Annotated in this window: 23 protein-coding genes, 1 tRNA gene and 1 pseudogene; 4 read left to right on the forward strand and 21 right to left on the reverse strand. The window is 65.4% G+C overall.

Annotated features, from left to right (window positions below; genetic code table 11):
• Positions 1 to 173: 173 nt before the first annotated feature.
• Positions 174 to 1,415, reverse strand: a complete 1,242-nt coding sequence (locus tag H3V53_RS26110; protein WP_336600420.1) for an NAD(P)/FAD-dependent oxidoreductase — start codon at positions 1,413 to 1,415, stop codon at positions 174 to 176.
• Between the two features lie 116 nt (positions 1,416 to 1,531).
• Between H3V53_RS26110 and H3V53_RS26115 the strand changes: the two genes are divergently transcribed.
• Positions 1,532 to 2,275: a class I SAM-dependent methyltransferase gene (locus H3V53_RS26115; protein ID WP_336600421.1), complete on the forward strand. Its 744-nt coding sequence runs from the start codon at positions 1,532 to 1,534 to the stop codon at positions 2,273 to 2,275.
• Positions 2,276 to 2,338: 63 nt separating this feature from the next.
• Here H3V53_RS26115 and H3V53_RS26120 read toward each other — a convergent pair whose 3' ends face one another.
• From H3V53_RS26120 to H3V53_RS26210, 19 genes are all read right to left on the reverse strand, one after another.
• Entirely contained in the window at positions 2,339 to 2,470 is a 132-nt protein-coding gene (locus H3V53_RS26120) for a hypothetical protein (RefSeq protein ID WP_419539577.1), read from the reverse strand.
• Between the two features lie 15 nt (positions 2,471 to 2,485).
• On the reverse strand, positions 2,486 to 2,914 hold the full coding sequence (locus H3V53_RS26125) for a hypothetical protein (RefSeq protein WP_336600422.1): 429 nt from the start codon (positions 2,912 to 2,914) through the stop codon (positions 2,486 to 2,488).
• An 84-nt stretch (positions 2,915 to 2,998) separates the two neighbouring features.
• Positions 2,999 to 4,222, reverse strand: a complete 1,224-nt coding sequence (locus tag H3V53_RS26130) for a beta-ketoacyl-[acyl-carrier-protein] synthase family protein (protein WP_336600423.1) — start codon at positions 4,220 to 4,222, stop codon at positions 2,999 to 3,001.
• Complete coding sequence (locus tag H3V53_RS26135) at positions 4,219 to 5,445, reverse strand: beta-ketoacyl-ACP synthase (protein WP_336600424.1); 1,227 nt, start codon at positions 5,443 to 5,445, stop codon at positions 4,219 to 4,221. The genes H3V53_RS26130 and H3V53_RS26135 overlap by 4 nt, the downstream gene beginning before the upstream one ends.
• Complete coding sequence (locus H3V53_RS26140; RefSeq protein ID WP_336600425.1) at positions 5,445 to 6,170, reverse strand: 3-ketoacyl-ACP reductase FabG2; 726 nt, start codon at positions 6,168 to 6,170, stop codon at positions 5,445 to 5,447. The genes H3V53_RS26135 and H3V53_RS26140 overlap by 1 nt, the downstream gene beginning before the upstream one ends.
• On the reverse strand, positions 6,167 to 6,649 hold the full coding sequence (locus H3V53_RS26145) for a hotdog family protein (RefSeq protein WP_336600426.1): 483 nt from the start codon (positions 6,647 to 6,649) through the stop codon (positions 6,167 to 6,169). Before H3V53_RS26145 ends, H3V53_RS26140 begins: the two co-directional genes overlap by 4 nt.
• A gap of 39 nt (positions 6,650 to 6,688) precedes the next feature.
• Positions 6,689 to 7,870, reverse strand: a complete 1,182-nt coding sequence (locus tag H3V53_RS26150; RefSeq protein ID WP_336600427.1) for a beta-ketoacyl-[acyl-carrier-protein] synthase family protein — start codon at positions 7,868 to 7,870, stop codon at positions 6,689 to 6,691.
• A complete protein-coding gene (locus tag H3V53_RS26155; protein WP_336600457.1) occupies positions 7,867 to 10,272 on the reverse strand; it encodes an MMPL family transporter in 2,406 nt (801 codons plus the stop codon). The genes H3V53_RS26150 and H3V53_RS26155 overlap by 4 nt, the downstream gene beginning before the upstream one ends.
• On the reverse strand, positions 10,272 to 10,937 hold the full coding sequence (locus tag H3V53_RS26160; protein WP_336600428.1) for a LolA family protein: 666 nt from the start codon (positions 10,935 to 10,937) through the stop codon (positions 10,272 to 10,274). The genes H3V53_RS26155 and H3V53_RS26160 overlap by 1 nt, the downstream gene beginning before the upstream one ends.
• Positions 10,925 to 11,362 (reverse strand): acyl-CoA thioesterase, encoded by a 438-nt coding sequence (locus H3V53_RS26165; protein ID WP_336600429.1) that lies wholly within the window; start codon positions 11,360 to 11,362, stop codon positions 10,925 to 10,927. The genes H3V53_RS26160 and H3V53_RS26165 overlap by 13 nt, the downstream gene beginning before the upstream one ends.
• A complete protein-coding gene (locus tag H3V53_RS26170) occupies positions 11,355 to 12,950 on the reverse strand; it encodes an HAL/PAL/TAL family ammonia-lyase (protein WP_336600430.1) in 1,596 nt (531 codons plus the stop codon). The genes H3V53_RS26165 and H3V53_RS26170 overlap by 8 nt, the downstream gene beginning before the upstream one ends.
• Positions 12,937 to 14,697: a glycosyltransferase family 2 protein gene (locus tag H3V53_RS26175; protein WP_336600431.1), complete on the reverse strand. Its 1,761-nt coding sequence runs from the start codon at positions 14,695 to 14,697 to the stop codon at positions 12,937 to 12,939. The genes H3V53_RS26170 and H3V53_RS26175 overlap by 14 nt, the downstream gene beginning before the upstream one ends.
• A complete protein-coding gene (locus H3V53_RS26180) occupies positions 14,694 to 16,400 on the reverse strand; it encodes an ApeI family dehydratase (RefSeq protein ID WP_336600432.1) in 1,707 nt (568 codons plus the stop codon). Before H3V53_RS26180 ends, H3V53_RS26175 begins: the two co-directional genes overlap by 4 nt.
• Complete coding sequence (locus H3V53_RS26185) at positions 16,397 to 17,080, reverse strand: COG4648 family protein (RefSeq protein ID WP_336600433.1); 684 nt, start codon at positions 17,078 to 17,080, stop codon at positions 16,397 to 16,399. Before H3V53_RS26185 ends, H3V53_RS26180 begins: the two co-directional genes overlap by 4 nt.
• On the reverse strand, positions 17,080 to 17,331 hold the full coding sequence (locus tag H3V53_RS26190) for an acyl carrier protein (RefSeq protein WP_028369852.1): 252 nt from the start codon (positions 17,329 to 17,331) through the stop codon (positions 17,080 to 17,082). Before H3V53_RS26190 ends, H3V53_RS26185 begins: the two co-directional genes overlap by 1 nt.
• A gap of 2 nt (positions 17,332 to 17,333) precedes the next feature.
• Positions 17,334 to 17,633, reverse strand: a complete 300-nt coding sequence (locus tag H3V53_RS26195) for a phosphopantetheine-binding protein (protein ID WP_336600434.1) — start codon at positions 17,631 to 17,633, stop codon at positions 17,334 to 17,336.
• Positions 17,614 to 18,408 (reverse strand): lysophospholipid acyltransferase family protein, encoded by a 795-nt coding sequence (locus H3V53_RS26200; protein WP_336600435.1) that lies wholly within the window; start codon positions 18,406 to 18,408, stop codon positions 17,614 to 17,616. The genes H3V53_RS26195 and H3V53_RS26200 overlap by 20 nt, the downstream gene beginning before the upstream one ends.
• Positions 18,392 to 19,105: a beta-ketoacyl synthase chain length factor gene (locus tag H3V53_RS26205; protein ID WP_336600436.1), complete on the reverse strand. Its 714-nt coding sequence runs from the start codon at positions 19,103 to 19,105 to the stop codon at positions 18,392 to 18,394. The genes H3V53_RS26200 and H3V53_RS26205 overlap by 17 nt, the downstream gene beginning before the upstream one ends.
• 478 nt (positions 19,106 to 19,583) lie before the next feature.
• Positions 19,584 to 20,288 carry a DUF4136 domain-containing protein gene (locus tag H3V53_RS26210; protein WP_336600437.1) on the reverse strand — a complete coding sequence of 235 codons (705 nt, stop codon included), beginning with the start codon at positions 20,286 to 20,288 and terminating at the stop codon, positions 19,584 to 19,586.
• Positions 20,289 to 20,482: 194 nt separating this feature from the next.
• Here H3V53_RS26210 and pepN point away from each other — a divergent pair, with 194 nt between their 5' ends.
• The 3 genes from pepN to H3V53_RS26225 all read left to right on the forward strand — a co-directional run bounded on the left by pepN (position 20,483) and on the right by H3V53_RS26225 (position 24,580).
• Entirely contained in the window at positions 20,483 to 23,185 is a 2,703-nt protein-coding gene (gene pepN / locus H3V53_RS26215) for an aminopeptidase N (RefSeq protein WP_336600438.1), read from the forward strand.
• A 219-nt stretch (positions 23,186 to 23,404) separates the two neighbouring features.
• On the forward strand, positions 23,405 to 24,421 hold the full coding sequence (locus H3V53_RS26220) for a class 1 fructose-bisphosphatase (RefSeq protein ID WP_336600439.1): 1,017 nt from the start codon (positions 23,405 to 23,407) through the stop codon (positions 24,419 to 24,421).
• An 83-nt stretch (positions 24,422 to 24,504) separates the two neighbouring features.
• Positions 24,505 to 24,580: transfer RNA gene (locus H3V53_RS26225), tRNA-Thr, on the forward strand.
• Positions 24,581 to 24,729: 149 nt separating this feature from the next.
• Here the strand turns inward: H3V53_RS26225 and H3V53_RS26230 are convergent.
• Positions 24,730 to 25,868 (reverse strand): annotated as a pseudogene (locus tag H3V53_RS26230) (acyl-CoA dehydrogenase family protein).

The following is a 25,868-nucleotide window of genomic DNA, read 5'->3' on the forward strand; positions in this document are numbered from 1 at the left end:
TTTCTTTGCCGCTGCAAAGAAAAGTAGGTGCCGCCCCGCACAGGGGCAACGCTAATCAACCAGAGACAAAGAGCGGATGCCCCCGCAAAGGGCACGCACGCACCGGCAACGCCCGCCCCGCGAAGGCAAATCGCCCACAAAAAAAAAGCCCGCTGCACAGCGAACAAAAACCCCTACCCCCTGCACACCTCATACAACGCGTTCAACCGCCGCACCGGCTCCGCAACATACGGATTCGTCTCATCCCACGCATAACCCGCCAGCACCGCGCTGATCATGCGCCGGATCATCGGCGTCTGCTCCGGGAAAAAGATGATGTCCTGCAACTCGCCCGTATACCAGCGCTCGACGAACGCGCGAAACGTATCGATGCCCTTTCTCAGCGGCACGTCATACGCCGCCTGCCAGTCGACGCTCTCGCCATTTAACTGACGCTCAAGCGTCTGCACAGCCAGATGCGCCGAACGCAACGCAATCGTCACGCCCGACGAAAACACGGGGTCGAGAAACTCGCCTGCATTGCCAAGCAACGCGAAACCCGGCCCATGCAGCCGCTCGACATTCGCCGAGTACCCGCCAATGTGCCGCACCGGCATCAGAAACGGCGCGCCGCCGATCAGGCGATTCAGCGTCGGCTCGCTCTGTATCAGCGCGCGCAGCCTGGCTTCGCGCTCCGCCTCGGGCACGTCGAGAAACGCAGCCTCCGCCACGCAGCCCACCGACGAGCGCCCGTTCGCGAGCGGAATCATCCAGTACCACACATCGCGATGCGCCGGATGCACGGCCACCGTGATCTTGTTGCGATCGTGCGCATCGACGGGAATGCCATCGCGTACATGCGTGAAAATCGCAGCGCGCGTCGGCATGCGCGTCGGCGCTTCGAGATTCAACAGACGCGGCAGCACGCGCCCAAAGCCGCTTGCATCGAGCACAAAACGCGCATGCACACGATACGCGTCGCCCGCTTCGTCGGCGACTTCGAGCACGGGCGTATCGCCCGTCTGCATCGCGAGCACCGTGTGACCGAAGCGCACGTCCGCCCCCTGCTGCGCGGCGCACCGGATCAGCAGATCGTCGAACACCGCGCGCTCGACTTGATACGTCGTGCCCCAACCGGCCGAATGCTTGTCGCGGAAGTCGTACGCGGACACCTGGTCGCGATACACGAAATGCGCGCCGTTCTTGTACTGAAAGCCCGCTTCGACGACGGCCTGCAGCATGCCCGCCTCTTCGAGGTAGGCCATGCTCTGCGGCAGCAGACTCTCGCCGATCGAAAAGCGCGGAAAGCGCTGACGTTCGAGCACGAGCACCGAGCGCCCCGACTTGCGCAGCAGCGCCGCAGCGACGGCACCCGACGGGCCCGCGCCGATAATGGCCACATCCACCGTGGCGCTTTTCGACGAATCCTGATTCATAAATCACCCTTCAAATAGCGTGTTGCGCACGCAACGCTTCGAGTACTTTCCAGCGATTACAATGACGCACAATCCAGATCAAAGACCACCAAGACCACCACCGACCGGGGAATAACGTGCAGTCCATCGAATCACCCAACAGCGTGCCGTTCGTTCCAGAAACGGCTTTCGGCGTCTGGTTTTTGCGCACGCATACTTGGGAACATCACGTCCTGCGCGTCGCCATCAACGATCTCAAACGCCTGATCGACACGCCGCTGCCCGCCTCGCCCGTGATCGTCGATGCCGGTTGCGGCCAGGGCATTTCGTTCCGGCTGCTCGCGCAAACGTTTAAGCCGAAGCGCATCATCGGACTCGATTTTCATCAGCCGTCGCTCGAACTCGCTGCACGGTCCGCGCGCCATTGCCGCGAGCGTGCCGACACGGGTGCGACGGAAATCGACGTGCTGCACGGCGACTGCGCGAACCTGCCGCTGCCCGATGCAAGCGCCGACATCGTGTTCTGCCATCAGACGTTTCATCATCTCGTCGAGCAGGAACGCGCGCTCGCCGAATTTCGCCGCGTGCTGAAACCGGGTGGCGTGCTGCTGTTTGCCGAATCGACCGATGCGTACATCAAGTCTTGGGTGATCCGGCTGCTGTTCCGCCATCCGATGCACGTGCAAAAGAGCGCGGACGGCTACCTCGACATGATCCGTCGCGGCGGCTTCGCGTTCGGCACGCGCAATGTTTCGCTGCCGTACCTGTGGTGGAGCCGCGCGAAAGACTTCGGTCTGCTCGAGCGCCTGCGCATCTACACGCCGAAGCCCGGCAAGCGCCGCGAAACGCTCGTCAACGTCGCGGCCGTCAGGACGGCATGAGCGGTCCAGCCGGTCGTCCAGTGCGGCGGCATCGCGCATCGACCCCGCCGCACGCTGCTTCCGTCACAGCGTCGCCACTTCGCCTTCCAACGCAACGCCAGCAATCACCGCGCCTGCGCCGCAGATGAACGCCGTTGCGCGCTCGCGCATCGCAACAGCAACGGCGCAGGTCAACGCGACGCTTTGTCGTTTCACCCCTTCATTCAAGGCTTATTGTGTTTCCAGCGTCACGATGTCGCCACGCACGGCGAGCGTCGAACCGTTCAGGCTCGCGCCGCACTTGAACTCGTTCGGCGACGTAGATTCGTTGTGTTGAAAGCGCGTCGTGACATTGATGACGGCATTCGCGTGCTGCTCGCGAGCAAAATCGCGCAACTGCTGCACCCCTTTCGCAAGCGCGAGGTTGCACGTGAACTCCCGGCTGTCTTGCGGCTGGCGCGGCACACGCACGGCGAACTCCTTGCTGCCGAGCGTCTGCCTGACGGGCGCATGCCGCTGCTCGCCGAAATACAGCGCGACGTCTTGTGCATTCTGCGATTGCAACGCCGCGGGCAGCGGCAGCGACTGGATCTTCGTGGTGCAACCCGCTTGCGTGAGCAACACGGCCGCTACCAGCCCCAACATCATTTTCGTTTTCATTATTCGACTTCCCTCGTTCTCGTTTGTGATCTTGCGTGCTGTTACGTACTGCTCGTGCCTGTGATTGATCCCGACAGGCTGCGGTCAAATTCTTCCGAACATCAGGCTCGCGCAACTGCCGCCAAAGCCGAACGACACCGACATCGCACTGTCGATGCGTGCTTCGCGCGTCGTCTGCACGAGCGGCAGCGCTTGCGCGAGCGGCTCGATCTGCTCGATCCCCGTCGTGCCCGCCATGAAGCCGTCGCGCATCATCAGCAGCGTGTAGATCGCTTCGTGCGCGCCGCATGCGCCGAGGGGATGCCCCGTCAAGCCCTTGGTCGACGAAAACGGCGGCACGTCGTCGCCGAACACGGCTTGCAGCGCGCGTAGTTCTTCGACGTCGCCGAGCGGCGTCGACGGCGCATGTGCATTGATGTAGTCGGGCCGCGTGCCCGCTTCGGCGAGCGCTGCCTGCATCGCGCGTGCGATGCCACGCGCGCGCGGGCTCACCATGCCGATATCGGTGCTCTCGCCAAAACCCGTCAGCTCCGCGTAGATGCGCGCGCCGCGCGCGAGCGCACGGTCGAGCGCTTCGAGCACGAGCACGCCGCCGCCCGACGCAATCACGAAACCATCGCGCGCCGTATCGTAAGGGCGCGACGCGCGTGCAGGCGCGTCGTTGAAACCGCGCGACAACGCGTGCATCGCGTCGAACATCAGCGTCATGTTGTCGTGCAAGCATTCGCTGCCGCCCGCGAGCACGATCTGCTGGCGGCCCGTCTGGATCAGCTGCATCGCCTGGCCGATCGCGAGCGCCGACGTCGTGCACGCCGACGACGGCGAATACGACACGCCATCGATGCCGAACACCTGGGCGACGTTCGCGGACGCCGTGCTGCTCATCGCCTGCGGCACCGTGTACGGCGGCGTTCTCTCGACGCCGCGCGCGTGCGCGATCGCCAGCGCGTCGTCGTACGCGGACATCGTGCCGACGCCCGAGCCGATCACCGCGCCCACTTCAGGCGAGCGCAAAGCCGCAACGTCGAGCCCCGCATCGTCGATCGCCTTGCGCGCCGCGTGACAGGCGAAGCGCGCGGTGTCGCCCATGAAGCGCTCGAGCTTGCGCTCGAACGGCGGCTCGTGCGCCACGGACGCCACGCCCGCGACCTGCGTGCCGAAGCCGCGCTCGCGCCATGCGTCGATGCGCGTGACACCGCTGCGCCCGTCGCGCAACGCGGCACTCACGTCATCGAGCGTATTGCCGATGCACGACACGATGCCCATGCCCGTCACGACGACGCGCTGCAAGCTTTGCCGACGGTTCATCGAAGGCGCCTGAAAATCAGCGACGTGTTGATGCCGCCGAACGCGAAGTTGTTGCTCATCACGTATTCGGCATCGATGCTGCGCGCCTCGCCTTTGATGTAATCGAGCGGCGCGCAGGCAGGATCGACATCAGTCAGATTCAACGTCGGCGCATACCAGTTGCGCTTCATCATCTCGATCGTCCACCAGGCTTCGAGCGCGCCGCATGCGCCGAGCGTGTGGCCGACATAGCTCTTCAGCGATGAAATCGGCATGCGCTCGCCGAAGGTCTGCAAAGTCGCCTGGCTTTCGGCCACATCGCCGCGATCCGTCGACGTGCCGTGCGCGTTCACATACGCAATCGCGTTCGCGTCGAGCTTTGCATCTTCGAGCGCGAGCTGCATCGCGCGCGCCATCGTGCCCGCCGTCGGCTGCGTCATGTGCGCGCCGTCCGAGTTGCAGCCGAAGCCGACGATCTCCGCATGAATCGTCGCGCCGCGCGCCTTCGCGTGTTCGTACTCTTCGAGCACGAGTGTGGCTGCGCCCTCGCCGACCACGAGGCCGTCGCGCTTCGCGTCGAACGGACGCGGCGTCAGATGCGGCTCGTCGTTGCGCGTGCTGGTTGCGTAAAGCGTGTCGAACACGGCGACGGCGGGGCCCGACAGTTCTTCCGCGCCACCTGCGAGCATCAGCGTCTGCTTGCCCGTCACGATGGCTTCGAACGCATAGCCGATCGCCTGGCTGCCCGACGCGCACGCCGATGAAGTCGGCACGACGCGGCCCTTCAGATCCCAGAACAGACTCACGTTGACAGCCGTCGTATGCGGCATCATCTGCACGTAGCTGTTCGACGTGACATTGGTCATCGAGCCCGTTTCGAGCATCGTGCCGAACGCGCGGATCGGTTCAACGGAGCCCGACGACGAGCCATACGCAACGCCCATGCGGCCGTCGCCGATCGACGCATCGTCGGCGAGGCCCGCATCGGCGAGCGCAAGCTCGCTTGCGCGCACCGCGTACATCGACACCGTGCCCATCGAGCGCGTCTTCTTGCGCGGCCAGTCGGCGGGCTGTTCGAACGCGGGCAGCGGACACGCGAGCCGCGTATGCAGCGACTCGAAGTAATCCCATTGCGGCATGCGCCGCACTGCGTTGCGGCCCGCCTTCAGCGCGGCCTCGATCTCGTCCCAGCGGCTGCCGAGCGCCGTGACACCGCCCATGCCCGTAATGACGACGCGCTTCATCAGATCATCCCGCCATTCACGCCGATCACCTGACGCGTCACGTACGAGGCCGCATCCGACATCAGGAAGCTGACCACGGCCGCGACTTCCGCCGGCTGACCGACGCGGTTCATCGGCACGGTTTTCAATGCGTGTTCGAGCGGCACGTCGTCGAGCATGCCCGTTTCGATCAACCCGGGCGCCACGCAATTGACCGTGATGTTGCGCGAAGCCAGCTCGACGGCAAGCGCTTTCGACGCGCCGATCAGCCCCGCTTTCGCCGCGCTGTAGTTGACCTGGCCGCGATTGCCCATCACGCCCGACACCGACGCGATCGTCACGATGCGGCCGCCCTGCTTCGCGCGGACCATCGGCATCGTGAGGGGATGGACCACGTTGTAGAACGCGTCGAGTCCTGTTTCGATCACGATGTCCCAGTCTTCGTCGGTGAGCGCGGGGAACGCGGCGTCGCGCGTCACGCCCGCGCTGCTGACGATGCCGTAGTACGGACCATGCGCGGCGACATCCGCTTCGAGCACTTCGCGGCACGCGGCGCGATCACGCACGTCGAACTGCAGCACGCGCGCCGAGCCGCCTTGCGCGGCGATGCCCGCCGTGACGGCCTCCGCCTCCGCGCGGCCCGTGCGGCAATGCACGGAGACGGCGAAACCGTCCGCGGCCAACTGATATGCAATCGCGCGGCCGATGCCGCGGCTCGCGCCCGTAACCAGTACTCGCCGGCTCATGAACTGACACTCCCCTCGATGAACGTCTGAAAATCGCCCGGTTGATAGACCTTGATGACTGCGTCGGCATACCGCTCGCCGTCGTGTTCGATCGTGCATTCGTACGCGCTGTGACCTTCTTCGCTGCGCAGCACTTCCAGCACGTAGATTGTCAATTGCGCGTCGCGCGCGAAGGCGCTGACGTGCGCCTTGTAGCTGCGCGTGCCGAGCAGCACGCCAGGACGCGCGCGTCCGCCCGCGCGCATCGCGAGCAGCGCGACGTGCGCGGCGACGCCCTGCGCCATCAGCTCGATGCCGAACCAGGCGGGCATCGCGCCGTGTTCGTCGGCGTACCACGCGTCGCCGCGCACGGCCGCATGCGCTGTCAGCGTTTCGTCGCTGAGCGCGCTCACGCCGTCGACGAGCAGCATCGTGCCGCGATGCGGCAGGATCGCGTCGATCGGCGGAAAAGTATCTGAGGTCTCAGGTGTGGCCGTCATGTCGTTATGTCGTGTTGCCCGCTCGCGTTCGCCGCGCGCTCAGCGCGCCAGTATCAGGCTGACATTGCTGCCGCCGAACGCGAACGAATTGCTCATCACATACTGCGTGCCGCTGCGCGCCACGTAGCGTTCGTCCTCCACGAGATCGAGCACGGGCAGCGCCGGGTCCGCTTCACCGTCCCACTGATGGCGCGGCATCGGCACATCGCCGCGCGCAAGCGCGAGCCACGCGAAGCCCAGCTCCGTTGCGCCCGCCGCGCCGAGTTGATGGCCCGTCTGCGGCTTCGTGCCGCTCACGGGCACGCCGTCGGCGAACACGCGCGCCATCAGATGCGCTTCCATGTCGTCGTTCTTGCGCGTGGCCGTGGCGTGCAGATTCACATAGGCAATCGACGATGGTTGAACGCCCGCGTCCTTCAAGGCCGCGCGCAATGCCAGCTCGCCGCCGATGCCCCGCGGGTCCGGCGCGGACACATGATGCGCATCGCTCGATTCGCCCGCGCCCGCCAGGCGCACGGCGCTCTCTTCGCGCGTCATCAGGAACACGGCTGCGCCCTCACCGACGTTGATGCCGTTGCGATTGCGGCTCATCGGATTGGTGCGCGTGATACTCGTCGATTCCAGCGACGCGAAACCCTGCACCGTCAACTCGCACAGCGTATCGACGCCGCCGACGATCATCGCGTCGCACAACCCCAATTGCAGCATGCGCCGCGCGGACACGAACGCCTTCGCGCTCGACGTGCACGCCGTCGAGATCGTGAACGCGGGCCCTTGCACGTCGAGCGCGGCAGCGGCGAACGGCGCGGCCGTGCCGATTTCCATCTGCCGGTAGTTGAAGTTCTCCGGCAACTCGCCTGCCTGCGCCTGATGCACGAATGCGACTTCCGCCGCGTCGATGCCCGATGTGCTCGTGCCCAGCACGACGCCGATGCGATGCGAGCCGTAGCGCTCGCGCGCGGCCTCGATCTGCGGACGGATCTGTTCGAGCGCCGCGAGCAGCATGCGGTTGTTACGGCAGTCGAAGCGCTTGAGCGACGCCGGCGGCGCGACGTCGAGCGGCGTCGTCACGCGGCCGACGAACGCATCGCCAATGCCCGTGTGCATCAATCCCATGCCGGGCGATTGCGCGCCGCCGAGCGCGGACACGATGGCAGCGACGTCGCCGCCAAGCGCATTGACCATGCCGGGCGCGTGCAGATAAACGGGGGGCAACGTCATGCGACTCTCCTTCTTTCGGGCGGCATGCCGATCGGCGCGAGCAGCACCGAAACGAGAATGCCGAGCGCCAGCGTGGCGCCGAAACTCTTCAATGCAGGCATCGCGCTCAACGCGAGCATGCCGAACGACAGCAGCGTCGTTGCCGCCGACAGCAGCACGCCCGTCCACACCGCGCCGAGATCGGCGTGATCGCGCAGACATCCTTCGCGCAGAAACACCGCATAGTTCGCGCCGACGCCGAGCACGAGCATCAGCGCGAGGCAGTTGAACAGATTGAGCGGCACGCGCGCGTAGCCGAACGCGGCGAGCGTCACGCCGACGGCGAGCAGCACGGGCAGCGTCGTCGCGATGCCGCCGCGCGGCGTATAGCGCACCATCAGCAGAAGCAGCACGAGTGCGAGCGCGAGCGCGAGCCAGATGCCGCTATCGACGCGATACGCGCCGAACAGCTTCGATACGCTCGCGGCCTTGTCGACGAATGCGACGCCCTGCACGGCGCGCGCGATGGCGATCAGGGCGGCGACGTTCTGCGGGGTGACGCGCTGCGGAATCACGATAGCTGCATAGCCGCGTTCGCCGCGCGCATCGACGGCACCGAGCCACAGATGGCGATATGGTTGCGACCACGGTGCCGCGAGCCAGTGCTCGATCGTCAAGGGCGCGGTATTCGACTTCGCAAACGAAGCGATCCACGCGTCGGCGACTTCGTCGCGAAAGCCCGCTTGCAACAGCATCGCGCGCAACGCAGCGGGATCATTGAACGCATGCTGTGCGAGCATGGCGCGCGCATCGGCCTGACGTTGCGCCGACGGCACGAACTGCGCCACCGACTGCCAACCGTTCACCGCTTGTGCGCCGTTCAATGCATCGAGCTTCGCGCCGAGCGCTTCGGCGCGCTGCAATACGCTTTCCTGCGACGGTCCGCGCACGACGAAGAATTGCGCGGTGTTGTCGACGCCGATCGCGTTGCGCACCTGATTCTCTTGCGCCACCAGGGCCGGGTCGCGCTGGATCAGCAGATGGATGTCGTCGTCGCTCGTCAGGCGCAGCCAGCCCGGCACTGCGACGATCAGCAGCAGGGCCGCGACGAGCCACGTGCGGCGTCCGCCTATCGTCGCGTGCCATCGGGCGAGCAGCAAACCGGCGCGCAGAAACAGACGCCGCTGCGCCTGCTTCGGTCCCTTGACGAGCAGCACGGGCAGCAGCCACAAAACGGAAGCGAACGCCGTGCAGATGCCCGCGATCGCGAAACACGCGATCTGCTTGAGCGCCGGAAACGGCACCCACGCGAGAATCGCGTAGCCGAGCAAGCTCGTCGCGAGCGCGACACCGAGCGCGGGCCGCACGGAATGCGCCCCTTGCCGCGCGTTCCAGCCCCGCCGCGCGCCGAGATAGACGACGAAATACTGAATCGAATAATCGACAGCCTCGCCGATCAGGCTCGCGCCGAACACGAGCGTGAGCAGATGGAGCTTGCCGAATACGAGCAACGTGACGGCCAGCGCGCAGACGATGCCGAGCGCCGTCGACACGAACCCGAGCAACAACAGGCGTGGCGAGCGGAACACCCATAGCATCAGCAGCGCGATGCCGACCGCGGAAGCCACGCCGATCAGATGCACCTCACGCTCCGACGCGCTGCGCGCCGATTCCGCGTAGAACACGGCGCCCGTGCGCGCGATGCCGGCGTCAGGGTAGTCGGTCTTCAGCGATGCTTGGGCCTGCGCGACGGCCGACAGCACATCGCGCTGCGTCGTCGATTCGTATGCGGAACCGCGCAGCGTCGTGACGACGAGAACGCTCGTCGCGTCGTCGCGATGCGCGACGAGCATGTTGTCTTCGAGATCGAGGTTCGATGTGGCGAGCGGCAATCCGCCCAGCCAGTGTTCGAGCCAACCGAACGGATCATCGGCGAGCTGGGTGGCGAGCGGGCCGCGCACGGGGTTGTAGAGGCGCTGCATCAGCGCGTCGTGCAGCGACGCCGCGTTGCCCGTCAGCGTGTCGCGGTCGTCGCGAGTCAGCAGGCCAAAGCGATACGGCATGTACAGCCCGCCGATCTGCGACATGTCGAACGGCGGCAGCTCCGCCGTCACCGAGCCGAATGCGCCGCTCTTTTGCAGCGCCGCGCCGAACTGCTTCGCCGCTGCTTTCGCGCGCGCAGCGTCCTTGCTGGTGACGAGGAACACCGTGCGATCGCCGAGCGCATTCGCGAGCGTATCGACGGCTTTTTCGGCGACAGGATCGGCTTCCGTTGCAGGCAGCAACGCCAGCAGGTTCGTTTCCAACGGCGACGAGCCCATGAAACGATGGACGCAATACAGGGAAGCGACGAGCGCGAGCACGAGCCATGCGCTCCGGATGCCCCACAACTGCGTCTTCGTCCACTGCCGCGCCATCAGCATCATTGTGCTCCCAGCAGCGTGCGCTCAATGGGCGCGAGATCGTCGATGGCCTCGCTCTTCGTGAACGCGAGCAGTGTGACGTCGCCGTTCGCGAGCGTGATGCGCAGCGTCTGCAGAAACTCGCCGCCTGTCATCTGCAAGCCCTTGATCGACTGCGCGAGCTGCGGCTGATCCGGCTTGAGTTCGAGCTTCCATTGCGACGGCGTGCCTTGCGCGTCGACGTCGAACTGCGAGTACAGCGCCGACAGATCGCCGCCGAGCATCGCGCGCATCATCTTCGAGACCTGCGCGACGCCTCTCACCCCTTGCGCGCTCTTCGTGTTCACGCGCTTGCCGTTCGCATCGACTTCGGTTACGCCCGCATCGGTGATCACATAGGTGGCCTTGTACGGCGTATCGACGCGCCAGATCACGCCGCGCTCGCGAAAGAACACGAGCGTGCCCGTGCTGACGAGCGGCTGCTTCATCGCGGAGAGCGTCTGCGTCTGCGTGAACTGCGCGCGCACCCCCTTCTTCTGCGCGAGACGCGAAGCGACTTGCTGGACCAGCGCCGTGTTGCCGTTGTGCGTCTGCGCTTGTGTCGCGGCCTGCGCGACAACCAAGGTGCTCGTGCCCGCCGCAAGCAAAACCGCCGTCAATGCGATGCGGCGTGTCATCGTGCCCATGCGCGCTCCAGCTTGTCGAACACCACGGGCGGCGACACGAACTGCGTCTCCTGGGTGGCGGCTTCGATCGCCACCTGGATCGTGTAGCCCTTCGTCAGCCGCGTGCCCGTTGCGCAATCGACGATTTCGTAGCCTATTTTCAGGCGGTTTTCGTATTCGAGCAGTTCGGTGCGCACGTCGATGCGCTGGCCGTAGGTCGCGGGCCGCACGTATTTCAGATGCGCCTCGACGATCGGCCACAGATAGCCCGACGCCTGCATCTCGCGATAGTCGTAGTCGAACGCGCGCAGCAGCGCGGCGCGGCCGATCTCGAAGTACTTCAGATAGTGGCCGTGCCAGCAGACGTTCATCGCGTCGACATCGTGAAACGGCACCTCGACGATCGCGCTCGCCTTCAACGTCCGGCGCGGATGACGCTCACTCATGACGCGCACCTCCCGTCACATCGACGAGCGCGCAGTCCGCGATACGCGCCGTCAGCGCGCGCAGATCGCTTTCGAGCGCGCGGTCTTCGTCGACGAACGGCGACAGGGCAGCGACTTCGTCGGCGAACACGCGCAACGGCGTGGGAACCAGCGTCGCTTCGTCGATGCGCATGCGCAGTTTCAACGCCTGAACGGTGGCGAGCGTGTGCGCGGCCGCGACCTGCTCGGTCAGTTCGAGCACGCGCAGGCAGTCGCGCGCGGCGATCGTGCCCATGCTGACCTTGTCCTGGTTGTGCGCTTCCGTCGAACGCGAGAACACGCTGGCGGGCATCGTGTGCTTGAGCGCTTCCGCCGTCCACGCCGACGACGAAATCTGCACGGCCTTGAAGCCGTGATTGATGGGCGCGCGCGCCGACGCCGCGCCCGTCAGGTTGCGCGGCAAGCCGTTGTTGAACTTGTCGTCGACGATCAGCGCGAGTTGCCGGTCCATCAGATCGGCGAGGTTCGCCACGGCGGTTTTCAAGGCATCCATTGCAAACGCGATGTGGCCGCCGTAGAAGTTGCCGCCGTGCAGCACGCGCTCGCCGTCGGGGTCGATCAGCGGATTGTCGTTTGCGCTGTTCAGTTCGTTCTCGACGTCGCGGCGCACCCACGACAGCGCATCGACGGCGACACCGATCACATGCGGCGCGCAGCGGATCGAATAGCGGTCCTGCAGACGATGGCCGGGTGTATCGTCGCGGCCCGCGAGATCGGCGCGTATCCATGCGGCCGCGTCCGCCTGGCCCGCGTGCGGCTTCGCTGCGAAGATCATCGCGTCGAAGTGCGCGGCGCGGCCGTCGAGCGCGACCGTCGCGAGCGCCGTCAAACGTGCGGCCAGCCGCGCGAGATGTCCGGCGCGCACGAACGCGAGACACGCGAGGCCCGTCATCACGGCCGTGCCGTTCATCAGCGCGAGCCCTTCTTTCGGCGCAAGCGTGAGCGGCGCGTGGCCGAGTTGCGCCCACACACCCGCGGCGTCGCGCAGCGCCCCGTCGAACATCACGTCGCGTTCGCCGACAAGCGCGGCCGCGACATACGACAGCGGCGTCAGATCGCCGCTCGCGCCGACCGAGCCTTCCGACGGAATACGCGGCAGCACGCGATGATTGATCAGATCGGCGAGACGTTCGAGCAGCACAGGACGCACGCCAGACAAACCGTAGGCGAGCGAGTTCAGACGCGCGGCGATCACAGCGAGCGTTTGCGCGTCGTCGAGATACGCACCCATGCCGCAGCCGTGATAGCGCGTCAGTTGCAGCGGCAGCGCTTCGACAAGTTCCATCGGCACATCGACGACGCACGCGTCGCCATAGCCCGTGTTCACGCCGTACACCGTTTCGCCCGCCGCAAGATGACGGCGCAGAAAGTCCGCGCCGCGCTGGATGCGCGAGCGCCATGCAGGATCGCCGCTGAGCGCAACGTGCGCCCGTCCCTTGGCGACCGCGACGACTTCCTCGATCGACAGCCTGCGTCCGCCCACCACCACGCTCGCAGCCTGCGCAGTGGAGGCGTGATGCGCGCCGTCGATCAGATCATGTTCGGACATTCGCGTCTCCGTGTGTGATGCCGCGCGTGATCGCTTTTCGGGGACGCGCCCAGAAATCGAAAAAATTGAACCATTGATAAGGTGCCTTGCGGCAATAGTGTTCGAGACGCGACGCGTAACGCTGCGCCCAGGCGGCGATATGCTGCGCGCGCTCGCGGCGCGGCAAGTCGATGCGCTCGGCGAACGGCTCGAAGTAAAGGCGATAACGCTCGCGATTGCGCTCGTCGCGCTCCTTCAGGCAGAAGAACAGATACACCGGGCAGCCGAGCGCATGCGCTAGCACGTACGGCCCTTGCGCAAACGGCGCCGTCGCGCCGAGAAACTGTGCGTCCGTCGTGCGGCCCGATTCGTGCGCGGGCACGCGGTCGCCGACGATCACGAGCAGTTCGCCCGCATCGATGCGCTCCTGCATCATCATCGACGTCTCGGGTCCGAAGTCGCTGACCTGCACGAGACGCTTCGCAAACTCGCCATTCGCCGTCGACAGCACGCTGTTGAAGCGCTTCGCGTGCTCGGTGTAGACGATGGCCGTGACCTTCGCGTGGCCGCCGCTCGCCGCAAGCGCGCGCGTCATTTCGAGGTTGCCCAGATGCGCGCCGATCACGAGCGCCCCTCGCTTGCTCGCGACGAGCGCCTCGAATGCGGACGGATCATCGAACACGACGTCGCTCGAATCGATGCGGCCCGACCATGCGTTGAGCTTGTCGAGACCCGATTGTGCGAACGCGAGCATCTGCCGGTAAGCCGAACGCCAGCCGGGACGCGGCGTGCGCTCACCCGCTGCCGCCTGTTCGAGATGCGCGAAATACGTGTGCGACGCGGCGCGCGCATCGCGGCCCGTCAGCAGGAAATACGCGACGATGGGATGCAGCCACAGCGCCGTGACGCGCATGCCGAGCAGCTTGCAACTGAGCGCGAGCAGCGACATGCCGAGCCGGCTGCCGCGCTCGGCGGCGCGCCACCATTTCGCGCTTTCGTCGGTAGCAACCGACTTGCGCGGCATGAACCTGTGCGCAAGCAGCAGCGGCAGACGCAGCAGCATCCCGCAGACGAGCCGCGTGTGGCTCGCGCTGATGCGCACGTTGTCCCACAGCACGTCGAAATGCGACACACCGTCCGTCGCGTAGGTCACGCGCGTGGGAATTGCGCGGAATGCGAGGCGGCGCCAGTACAGGCGCACCAGGATCTCGATGTCGAAGTCCATGCGCGTCGGCAGATCGACGCAGTCGATCAGCGCGCACGCGGCATCGAGGGGATACAGGCGAAAGCCGCACATCGAATCGCGGATCGTCAGCGACAGCGTTTCGATCCACACCCACACGTGCGTCAGATAGCGTCCATAGAGACGCGACTTCGGCACGCTTTCGTCGTAGACAGGCCGGCCGAGAATCACGGCGCCCGGCTCGGCGCGCGCGGCCTGGAGGAAAAGCGGCACGTCGTTCGCATCGTGCTGACCGTCGGCGTCGATCTGCAGCGCGTGCGTGTAGCCCGCGCGCCGCGCGGCGCGCAGCCCCGCCATCACGGCCGCGCCCTTGCCGCCGTTGACGGGCAGGCGAATCAGCGTCATCAGCTCGCGGTACTGGCAGGCGAGCTTCGCGAGCACGGCTTGCGTCGCCTCGTCGCTGCCGTCGTCGACGACGAACAGCGGCAGCCGATGCATCGACAGACGTTCGACCGTGCCGCCGATCGCGTCCTTGTGGTTGTAGATCGGAATAACGATGCACGCGGCGAATGCGGCTTCGCTCATGTGCGCTCCCGATAGACGATCACGCCCGACGCACAGTCGCGGCCATCGACGCGATACGCGAACTGCACGCGCCGCCGCGCGGCATCGTGCGCGAGCTTCAGGTTGATCACCGCGCCCGGCATCACGGGCGCGGTGAACTTCAACCGGTCGACGGATTCGATGTCGCGCACACCCGTCACGTGCTCGGCGGCAAGGCGGATGGCCCAATCGAGCTGCACGACGCCGGGCAGAATGGGCAGGCCCGGAAAGTGGCCTTCGAAGTGGACGAGCGCGGGCGGCACGCGCAACTCGTAGTGCAGCTGGTCGCCGCTGCGCGCTTCGGACAGCAGCTCGAAGCCTTCATCGCGCGGCTCGAACGCGGCCGCGACGGCGGCCACGGGCAGCTTGCCGCGCGCATCGAACGGCAGCGCGATGCGAAAGCGCCAGTGACGCGGCAGCACGACCACATCGAAATACGCCGCCAGATGACGCCGCAGTGTTTTCGCGAGCGCGACGCGCCCTTCGCTGCGCAGCGCTTCGCCGCCCGCTTCCGTGAGCGCGACCACGGCACCCACGCGTTCGCGCGACGCGCCCGCGAGCGGCACCACGGACGCCTGCGCGACATGTGGATGCAGCACGAGCCGCGCCTCGACCTCGGGCAGCGACACGCGCTTGCCGTCGAGCTTGATCACGCGATCGAGGCGCCCTCGCAGGCGCAAGCGTCCGTCGTCGTCGATCGTGATGGCGTCGTCGGTGCGATGCCAGTCGCCGTGACCGAGATGCCGCGAACGCACGTTTAGCGCGCCGTCATCGCCGCGTCTCACTTCGACGCCGTTCATCGGCTGCCACGCCGACGTTTCGTTCTGGCGGCGCCACGCAATGCCGCCCGTCTCCGTGCTGCCGTAAATTTCGATGGGTGCAGCGCCGAAGGCCGTCGCGTATTCGGCGGCGGCTTCGGCGGAAAGCGGACCGCCTGACGAGAAGAACGCGCGCGGCGCGGGCTCCAATGACGCAAAGCCGGGCAACGCGGGCCAGCGCGACAGTTGCGCGGGCGACGATACGACCACCGTCGCGCCGCACTGCGCGATGCGCGACTGCACATGCTGCGGCTCGATGCAGACTGCGCGGTCGAACGCGCGGCCTGCCGCGAGCGGCCACATCACGCGAAACAGCAAGCCGTAGATGTGATGATGCGGAACGCTCGCGAGCATCGTTGCATCGCCGACGAGCGCGCCCCACTCGCGTTCGAGCGTGTGCACTTCGGCGTCGAATTGCGCGAGCGTCTTGTGAATCGGCTTGGGCGTGCCGCTGCTGCCCGACGTGTAGAGCGTGAGCGGCGCATCGGCAGCGATCTTCAACGGCGTCGCGGCGCGGGCTTCATGCGCGGCATGAACGGAATGTGCAGCATGTGCGCGAACATCGGCGTGCGTCAGCACGGCGTCGTACGCATCGGCGAGATCGGCGAGATACCCGGGCGTCGCGTTCGCCGGGATCACGGGCGTCTTGCCGCATGCGAACAAGGCGAACAGCGCGCAGGCGAAGTCGAACGGATCATCGATGCACAGCGCGTAGCGGCGCGCCCGCGTTTCGCGCAGTTGCGCCGCGAGGCAGGACACGCGCGCGCGAAACGTCGCGAAGTCGATCGTCTGGTTCGCTTCGTCGTCGCGGCACACGGGCACGTGCGCTGCGCGCTCGCATGCAAGCAGATCGTGCAGCGCGATCATGCCGACTCCGAGCGCCGCACGCGCGGCAGGATCACCAGATAGCGCCACGCGATTTCACCGCCCAGCAACAGGCCGATGAGACCATACGCGATCGCGCCGTTATACAGCGACCACGCTTCGCGCGGCCAATAGAGCGCGGTGTAGAGGGAGAACATGCCATTGGCGAGAAAGAACGCGCACCAGATCTGCGTGACGCGGCGCGTGTGGCGGATCGCGGGCTCGCTCAGATCGGGCGTGCCGATGCGCGCGAATTTCTCGATCATCGTCGGACCTCGCACGAGCGTCGCGCCGAACACGATCAGCAGCCCAAGATTGACGAGCGCCGGATAGACGCGCAGCAACTGCTCGCTATTGGTCCACACGATGCCCGCCGATGCGACGCTCAGCATGAACGCCACCGCCCAGTCGACGCGCGTGAGATTGCGCAGCGACGCGCCGAACGCGCCCGTGCCCGCGCAACGCTGCAGCCAGAGCAACGCGAACAGCAGACAGCCCACGTAGCGCGGCGCGTCGAGAAACCATGCGCACAGGATCACAGCGGGATACGCGAGTTTCGCGATCACGCCGAGCGCGAAGCCTGTCCAGCCACGTTGGCGCGCTACATCGTTCGAGTCTCGCGTGGCGCGCGGCGCATCCGTATCGTCCGAAGCGCCTGGGGCGTGCGAACGTCGTGTGTGCATCAGCCTTGCGCCGCGAGCAGCGATTCGACGGCAACGATCACGTCGCCGACCGTGCGCACCGACTTGAATTCCTCCGGCTTGATGCGGCGGCCCGTCATCTCCTGCAGCTTGATCGCGAGATCGACGGCGTCGATGCTGTCCAGATCGAGTTCTTCGAACAGGTGAGCTTCGGGCGTCACGCGCTCGGGCTCGATGGCGAAGTTCTCTTTGAAGATCGCGCGAATGCGCTCAAGGATCTCGGTGTCGGTCACGGTCATACCCCTTTTTTTGTGGTGTCGCCCGATTCATGCGCGAGCTCGCGCTGGCTTGCCACCAGCGCCGCAAGCGAATTGATCGAGCGGAAGTGCTCTCGCGTGCGTTCGTCGTTCGCCGCGATCGTCAATTGGTAGTGTTTGCGCAGCACGATGCCGATTTCGAGCGCGTCGATGGAGTCGAGACCGACGCCGTCGGTATCGAACAGCGGCGCGTCGTCGTCGATGTCGGCGGGCGTCAGGTCTTCCAGATCGAGCGCTTCGATCAGAAGCTGTTTGATTTCAAGCTTTAAAGAATCCATGGTCGAACAGATGCTGGGTTATGTGTGCTTCGATGGCGCTGGTCACGGTGCGCGCGGCGAGCGCGGGCGGCTCGTCATGCGCGAGGAGCGCGTCCGCGCCGACGGGATCGAGCACGTTCACGCGCATGCGGAACGCGCGCTCGGGCACGTTGTACCAGCGCATGCCTTTCGTGAACGCGGGTGGATCGCAATCCATCAGCACGGGGAGGATGGGCGCGCCGGACTTGAGCGCCATGTGCGCGAAACCGCGCGAAAAAGCGTGCATCCGGTTGCGCGCGGGGCTGCGCGTGCCTTCCGGAAAAATGATCATCGTGTAGCCGCGTGCGAGTTGCCGCGCGCCTGCTTCGACGAGTTCGAGGGGATCGGCGTTGCTGACGTACTCGGCGGCCCGCACGACGCCCCAGAAGAACGGATTGCCCCAATGCGCGCTCTTGACGACGCAGCACGCGCGCGGCGTCAGCGACAGCAGCACCATCACGTCGAGCCATGTCGGATGATTCGCGACGACGATGGCGGGCCCGCCCTTGCTGCGGCGCAGCGCGGCGATTCCCCGCGCATCGAGTTCCATCACGCCGACGCGGATCAGCACGGCGACGAGCGCGCGAAAGAACGCGTGAATGATCGCGGTGATGACGCGCTGCTTCGATGAACGATGCGGCCACAGCCACGCGACGGGAAACAGGATCAGCGAGAAGCCGAGTCCGCAGATGCCGAACGCGGTGAATGCGAGCGCCGTCGCGGCGAGGCGCCAGTGATAGTCAAGCCACGCCTTCATCCCAGCTCCAATTCCAGATGGCGTATTCGCTGCGCCACTGCGCGGCCGCGCGTGTATCGAGGCAGTGATGCACGGCCTGGCTCTGGGTTGCAAAGAGATTACCCGGCTCCCGTTCGGGCGATGCGCTCCCGTCTGGTGCCGTCGCCGTGCGCGCGCATGACAGGCGCCCCGTCGCGGCCGCTGCGTCGAGCAGGATCGCGAGCGCGCCTCCGTGCACCTCTTCTTCGATCGTGCCGTATGCAGGGTCGGCCGGTTCGTCGGCGTACACGAGCAGAACGGGCGTGGACGTGTCAGTGGCGTATTGCGCGTGCGCTTCGAGCAGCGCGTAGCCGAGCGTCTCCGCGCCCGCCGACAGCGCGCTCGCCGCCGTGCGATCGCCGCGCGCGATGCCGAACACGCCCGTCATCGCGTTGAGCACGGACAGGCTGAACGAAGTCGGCGAAACGGGCTCGCCGGCGCTGATGCTGCGAAGGATGTCCGTCGTGCGCCGCAACTCGCCGTGGCGCGAAGCGAACACGATACGCACGTTCGGCCGGTCGGCGGCGCAATCGTGTGCGACCTTCAGCCCGACCCGCGACAACGTGCTCAGGCGACGCCGCACCATCGGCTCGATAAAGCCAACGTCAGGGGCGACGGCTGCGACGGCAGGCCAGGAAGACCAGCGAGCAACCGGAATTGTCCAGTGCAGATCGGGCATGTCGGTGTTCGCGCGTGAAGGCTGCTGACGCCATGATGGGCGCACCTGCCGTCGACAGCACGTGAAGCGCGCTACTCCGGGACGGGGCGCGACGCCAGTTTGGGGAGTTCACTTAGTTTTAAGGATTCACCCAAATAACGGCACGCAGCATTGATTATTTAGGGGCGGGCGTATAAACGGGTAATCGTCTGGTCATTACGTCCGCCGCCCGGAATGATACAGGCCATTCTGGCCGAAATCAGCCGGAAAAGACGTATCCATCTGTATCCGTATGCTGCACGCGACGAAAGGTTCGTCTGCCTTCGACGCCCGTTCGGCGCGGGCTTGCGCCCCGCGCGCTCGCGGTCGCTGCGGTGGGTTAAGCGCGACAGCCCTGTCCCCTTAAGACCGGGCTTCAGCCGACAACCGATTCCGCGCACTTTTGGGCACGATTGAGACAATTCAGGCGAAAACTCGCGCGATTTATGCCAACTGACGGCTACTCGACCGTTTTGGCGCCCGAGGCAGGCTGAGGCGGCGCCGCGCTGCCTGCTGCGACCTCGTTAGGGACGGAACCGTGTCCGTCGACGGGCAGCTTGACGGTTCGCACCACGCCGTTGCCCATCGGGAAGTCGGCCATCGCGCTGCGCGCGAGATACGGCATGGCTGCGATCAGCGACGATTGCTCGTCCGTATTGCGCGCCGTCACGTTGTACAGCTCCTTGCCCGTCGCGCGATCCGTGATGCGGATGCCGAGCAGATGCGTGAACACGGGATAGCTCTGGTTTACATAGCTCGCCGGGTACGGGCCCCACGGACCCCAGGGACCCCACGGATCGAACGGGCGCCCCCAGTAGTACGGACCCGGCCATGCGCTGTAATAGTAAACAGGCTGCGCGACGGTCACGGTATCCGAGCGCATGCCGTAAGCGAGCGCCACCAGATAATGCGCGTCGCGTTCGTCGGTTTCGCGGAACGCGTGCGCGGCGAGTTCGCTTGCGACGATCCGCTCGTAGGTGGCCTGCTCGAGACTGTTCCTCTGGTCCGGCGTGCGCGTGAACGCGTAGCTGCGCACCGCGTCGCTGCCGCTCCAGTCGGAAAACGCCGTTACCTGCGTGCTTACGTACGTCGTGCAGCCTGCCAGCAGCGTGGCGAGCGCCACGAGCGCGAGTGCGGCCTGGCGGGTCAGTCGGTCGAGCTTCATGGTCGTCCCTGTTGGCTTCGTCGCCCGCACCTGCCGCGCGAGCGGCCCAATGATACGCTGACCGACCCACGCGGTAAAAAGTTCTCACCGCATGATCGGCCGAGGCTTTGTACAATGGTCCGATCACCCGGCGCGCTTGCACGCGCTTGTACGTGCATACGCGCCGGCTTCGAGCTTATTCCCGTCACGACATCATGGCCGATACCGAAACGCCTCAAGTGATCCGCCGCGCCGACTACGCGCCGCCCGCCTTTCTCATCGATACCGTCGCGCTCGAGTTCGATCTCGTGCCCGAGCGCACTGTCGTCAGGAATACAATGCGTATCCGGCGCAATCCCGACGCCGTGCGCGCCGCCCATCTCGAACTGATCGGCGAGCAGCTGGAGTTCGTCGAAGCGTCGCTCGACGGCAAGCCGTATGCCAGTGTCCACGCGCACGAGCACGGCCTGACCGTCGACAACGTGCCCGATACTTTCGAGCTTGCCGTGACGGGCATCTGCAATCCCGCGGCGAACACGACGCTGTCGGGACTGTATGTGTCGGGCGGCAACTTCTTCACGCAGTGCGAGGCCGAGGGATTTCGCCGCATCACGTGGTTTCTCGACCGCCCCGACGTGATGGCCACCTACACCGTGACCCTGCGCGCCGACAAGGCCGCGTACCCGGTGCTGCTGTCCAACGGCAATCTGCTCGAAGAGGGCGATCTGCCCGACGGCCGCCACTTCGCGCGCTGGGAAGATCCGTTCAGGAAGCCGAGCTATCTGTTCGCGCTGGTCGCGGGCAAGCTCGTCGCGCTCGAAGAACGCGTCACCACGAGCTCGGGCAAGGAAAAGCTGCTGCAGGTCTGGGTCGAGCCGCACGATCTCGACAAGACGCGCCACGCCATGGATTCGCTGATCCACTCGATCCGCTGGGACGAAGAGCGCTTCGGCCTCGAACTGGATCTGGACCGCTTCATGATCGTCGCCGTCAGCGACTTCAACATGGGCGCGATGGAGAACAAAGGCCTCAATATCTTCAACACGAAGTACGTGCTGGCCAACCCCGAAACTGCGACGGATACGGACTTTTCCAATATTGAAGCCGTGGTCGGCCACGAATACTTCCACAACTGGACGGGCAATCGCGTCACCTGCCGCGATTGGTTTCAGTTGAGTCTGAAGGAAGGCCTGACGGTGTTCCGTGACCAGGAATTTTCCGCCGACATGGCAAGCGGCGGCAGTTCCGTCGAGAATCAGGCGGCGCGCGCCACCAAGCGCATCGAAGACGTCCGCGTGCTGCGCCAGATGCAGTTCGCCGAAGACGCCGGCCCCATGGCGCACCCGGTTCGTCCGGAAAGCTACGTCGAGATCAACAACTTCTACACGATGACCGTCTATGAGAAAGGCTCGGAAGTCGTGCGGATGTATCAGACGCTGTTCGGACGCGATGGCTTCCGGCGCGGCATGGACCTGTATTTCAAGCGTCACGACGGCCAGGCCGTCACCTGCGACGACTTCCGTCACGCAATGGCCGATGCGAATGGACGCGACCTCGCGCAGTTCGAGCGCTGGTACAGCCAGGCGGGGACGCCGCGCATCACGGTCGATACGCGCTATGACGCCGCGCGGAAGCGCTATACGGTGAAGCTCGCGCAAGGTTACGGCGACGCGTCGGCGGCTGCGCGCGACACGCAGAAAGGCCCGCTGCTGATTCCGTTCGCGATCGGCCTGATCGGACCGGACGGCAGCGACATGCCGCTGCGTCTCGAAGGCGAAGCGGCCGCGGCGCCGCAGACCACGCGCGTGCTCGAATTCACGGAGCGCGAGCAAAGCTTCACGTTCGTCGATGTCGCCGACAAGCCGCTGCCGTCGCTGCTGCGCAATTTTTCGTCGCCCGTCGTGGTCGAGTACGACTATACGGCCGATGAACTCGCGTTCCTGCTCGCGCACGACAGCGATCCCTTCAACCGCTGGGAAGCGGGCCAGCGCCTCGCGACGCGCGAACTGCTGACGCTCGCCGATCACGCGGCCACGGGCAAGGCGCTCGAACTGGACGATACGGTAGTCGCGGCGTTCGCCCGCGTGCTCAACGACGAGACGCTGTCGCCGGCGTTTCGCGAACTCGCGCTGATGCTGCCGTCCGAGGCGTACCTCGCCGAACAGATGGACGAATCGAACCCCGCTGCCGTGCACAGCGCGCGGCAGTTCGTGCGCAAGCGTCTGGCGTCGGCGCTCAAGGGCGACTGGCTGGCCATTTACGACAAGCATCAGACGCCCGGCGCCTACGAGCCGACGCCCGAAGCCGCCGGCCATCGCGCGTTGAAGAATCTGGCGCTCGCGTATCTGGCCGAACTCGATGATCCCGCCGACGCCGTGCGTCTCGCGAAGGCGCAGTACGACTCGGCGAACAACATGACGGACCGCGCGGCTGCGCTGTCCGCGTTGCTGACGGCGGCGGCGTCGAACGGCGGCGCAGCGGCGGCCGACGCGCTCGACGACTTCTATCGCCGTTTCGAGAAGGAGCCGCTCGTCATCGACAAGTGGTTCGCGCTGCAGGCCATGCAGCGCGGCACGAAGCAGCGCCCGGTGATCGATATCGTGCGCAAGCTGATGACGCATTCCGCGTTCAATCTGAAGAACCCGAATCGCGCGCGCTCACTGATCTTCAGTTTCTGCTCGGCGAACCCGGCGCAGTTTCACGCGGAAGACGGCTCGGGCTATGCGTTCTGGGCCGAACAGGTGATCGCGCTCGACGCGCTCAATCCGCAGGTCGCCGCGCGCCTCGCGCGGGCGCTGGAACTGTGGCGGCGCTTCACGCCCACGCTGCGCGAGCAGATGCGCGCCGCACTGGAAAGCGTCGCGACGCAGGCCAAATCGCGCGACGTGCGTGAAATCGTCGAGAAAGCGCTGGCCTGATCGGTTCCCGCCTCTGCTCGTAAAAGCCGGCACCCGTGCCGGCTTTTTTTATTCGCTCGCGCCGCTGCCACTTTTCCTATGCCGTCCGACCGACTGGTTCGACTCGCCTTCCCGGATCACACTATCGCAACAGAAACAACAACGATTTTTTAAAGTCACGGAACACGAACATCGAAAGGTTAAAATCAGGGAATTCCCAAGCCTCTCCGGAGTACAGCAATGTCTTTGCAACGTCGAACCACTCTCACGAAGTATCTGATCGAGCAGCAGCGCGAGAACAACAATCTGCCCGCCGATCTGCGCCTGCTGATCGAGGTCGTTGCGCGCGCGTGCAAGGCCATCAGCTACCACGTCAGCAAGGGCGCGCTCGGCGACGCGCTCGGCACGGCGGGCAGCGAGAACGTGCAAGGCGAGGTGCAGAAGAAGCTCGACATCCTGTCGAACGAAATCCTGCTCGAAGCAAACGAATGGGGCGGCAATCTGGCCGGCATGGCATCGGAAGAGATGGAACAGTTCTTCCCGATCCCCGCGAATTATCCGAAGGGCGAATACCTGCTCGTGTTCGATCCCCTCGACGGCTCGTCGAACATCGACGTCAATGTGTCGATCGGCACCATCTTCTCGGTGCTGCGCTGCCCGGACGGCCAGCAGCCTACTGAACAATCGTTCCTGCAGAAAGGCACCCAGCAGGTCGCAGCCGGCTATGCGGTGTACGGCCCGCAAACGGTACTCGTGCTGACCACGGGCAACGGCGTCAACTGCTTCACGCTCGACCGCGAACTCGGCTCCTGGGTGCTCACCCAAAGCGACATGCGCATTCCCGTCGAAACGCGCGAGTACGCCATCAATGCGTCTAACCAGCGCCACTGGTACGAGCCCGTTCAGCAGTACATCGGCGAACTGAATGCCGGCAAGGACGGCCCGCGCCACGAGGACTTCAACATGCGCTGGATCGCGTCGATGGTCGCCGACGTGCATCGCATCCTGAATCGCGGCGGCATCTTCATGTATCCGGCCGACAAGCGTGACCCGTCGAAGCCCGGCAAGCTGCGCCTGATGTACGAAGCGAACCCGATGGCGTTCATCGTCGAGCAGGCAGGTGGCGCCGCAACCAACGGCGAGAAGCGCATCCTCGACATTCAGCCGAAGAGCCTGCATGAGCGCGTCGCTGTGTTCCTTGGCTCGAAGAACGAGGTTGATCGCGTGACACGCTATCACCTCGAAAAGAAAAGTTGAGAAAAGTACTTGCCACCCGCAAGTGAGCATTCTATAATCTTGCTTCTTCGTTGCTGACGAACAAAAACGAAAGCAACAACGGAGCCGGAATAGCTCAGACGGTAGAGCAGCGCATTCGTAATGCGAAGGTCGGGGGTTCGATTCCTCTTTCCGGCACCAGCGGAATTAAACAAAAAACCCAGTCCTTGCGACTGGGTTTTTTGTTTTCCGCGAGCCTCTTTCATGCTCGCTCGCGCAGCCTGAACATAAAGGGCATCGAGCGCAAAAAGTCCGTCGATGCGACGACCACTTCGCCCGCCCCTTCGCGCTCAACGCAACACCGCCCTTGCGATGACAGTCCGCTGAATCTCCGACGAGCCTTCGTAGATGCGCAGAATTCGCGCGTCGCGCACGAACCGCTCCAGCGGCATCTCGCGGGTGAAGCCGTAGCCGCCGTGCATCTGCAGCGCTGCATCGGTGACGAACCCGACCATCTCCGACGCATACAGCTTCGCCATCGACGCATCCTGCGTGAACGGCTCGCCCGCCGCGCGCCTCGCGGCCGCCTGCAACGTCAGCAGCCACGCTGCTTCGAGCCGGGTTTTCATGTCGGCGATCATCCACTGCAAACCCTGCCGGCTCGACAGCGGTTCGCCGCCGACCACCCGCGCGCCAATCCATTCGACGGCCGCCGCAAGCGCCGCTTCCGCGATGCCGATACTGGTTGCGGCAACATCGAGCCGGCTGTTGTCGAGCACTTTCATCGCGGTGCGAAAGCCGCTGCCTTCCGTGCCCAAACGGTTGCCGGCAGGGACGGTGCAGTCGAGCGCCACTTCGTGCGCAGGCGCACCGCGAATGCCCATCAACTTCTCGGCGGGCGCCACCTCGACGCCCGCCGCGTGACGGTCGACCACAAACGCGCTGATGCCACGCGCGCCCGCATCGGGATCGGTCTTCGCATACACGACGATGAAGTCCGCCGCATCGGCATTCGAGATGAAGTGCTTGACGCCCGTGATCCGATACCCCTCGCCCTCGCGCGTCGCGCGCGTCGCCATGTCGGCGGGATTCGATCCGGCGCGCGGCTCGGTCAAGGCGAACGCGCCCAGTTTTTTTCCGGCGGCGGCGTCGGGCAGATAGCGCGCGCGCAGCGCATCGTCGCGCCGATCAGCAGCGAGTCGGTGGCGAGATAGTGTGCGCCGATCATCGACGACGTCGACGCGCAAGCCTTCGCGATCGCGACGAGCGAAAGGACGATGGCCGCTGGCGACGCGTCCACGCCGCCCCACCTCTGCGGCAAGTTCATGCCCATCACGCCGAGTTCCGCGAGCTGCGCGACATAGCGCGTGGTGGGAAGCTCTTCGCGATCGACTCGCGCGGCATGCGGCGCAAGTTCGTTGTGCGCGTAGCGCGAAATCGCCTCGGCGATTTCGAGGTCGCTGTCGTCGACGCCCAGACGCTTAAGCAT

The sequence above is a fragment of the Paraburkholderia bengalensis genome, from assembly GCF_037126505.1.
Classification (GTDB): Bacteria; Pseudomonadota; Gammaproteobacteria; order Burkholderiales; family Burkholderiaceae; genus Paraburkholderia; species Paraburkholderia bengalensis.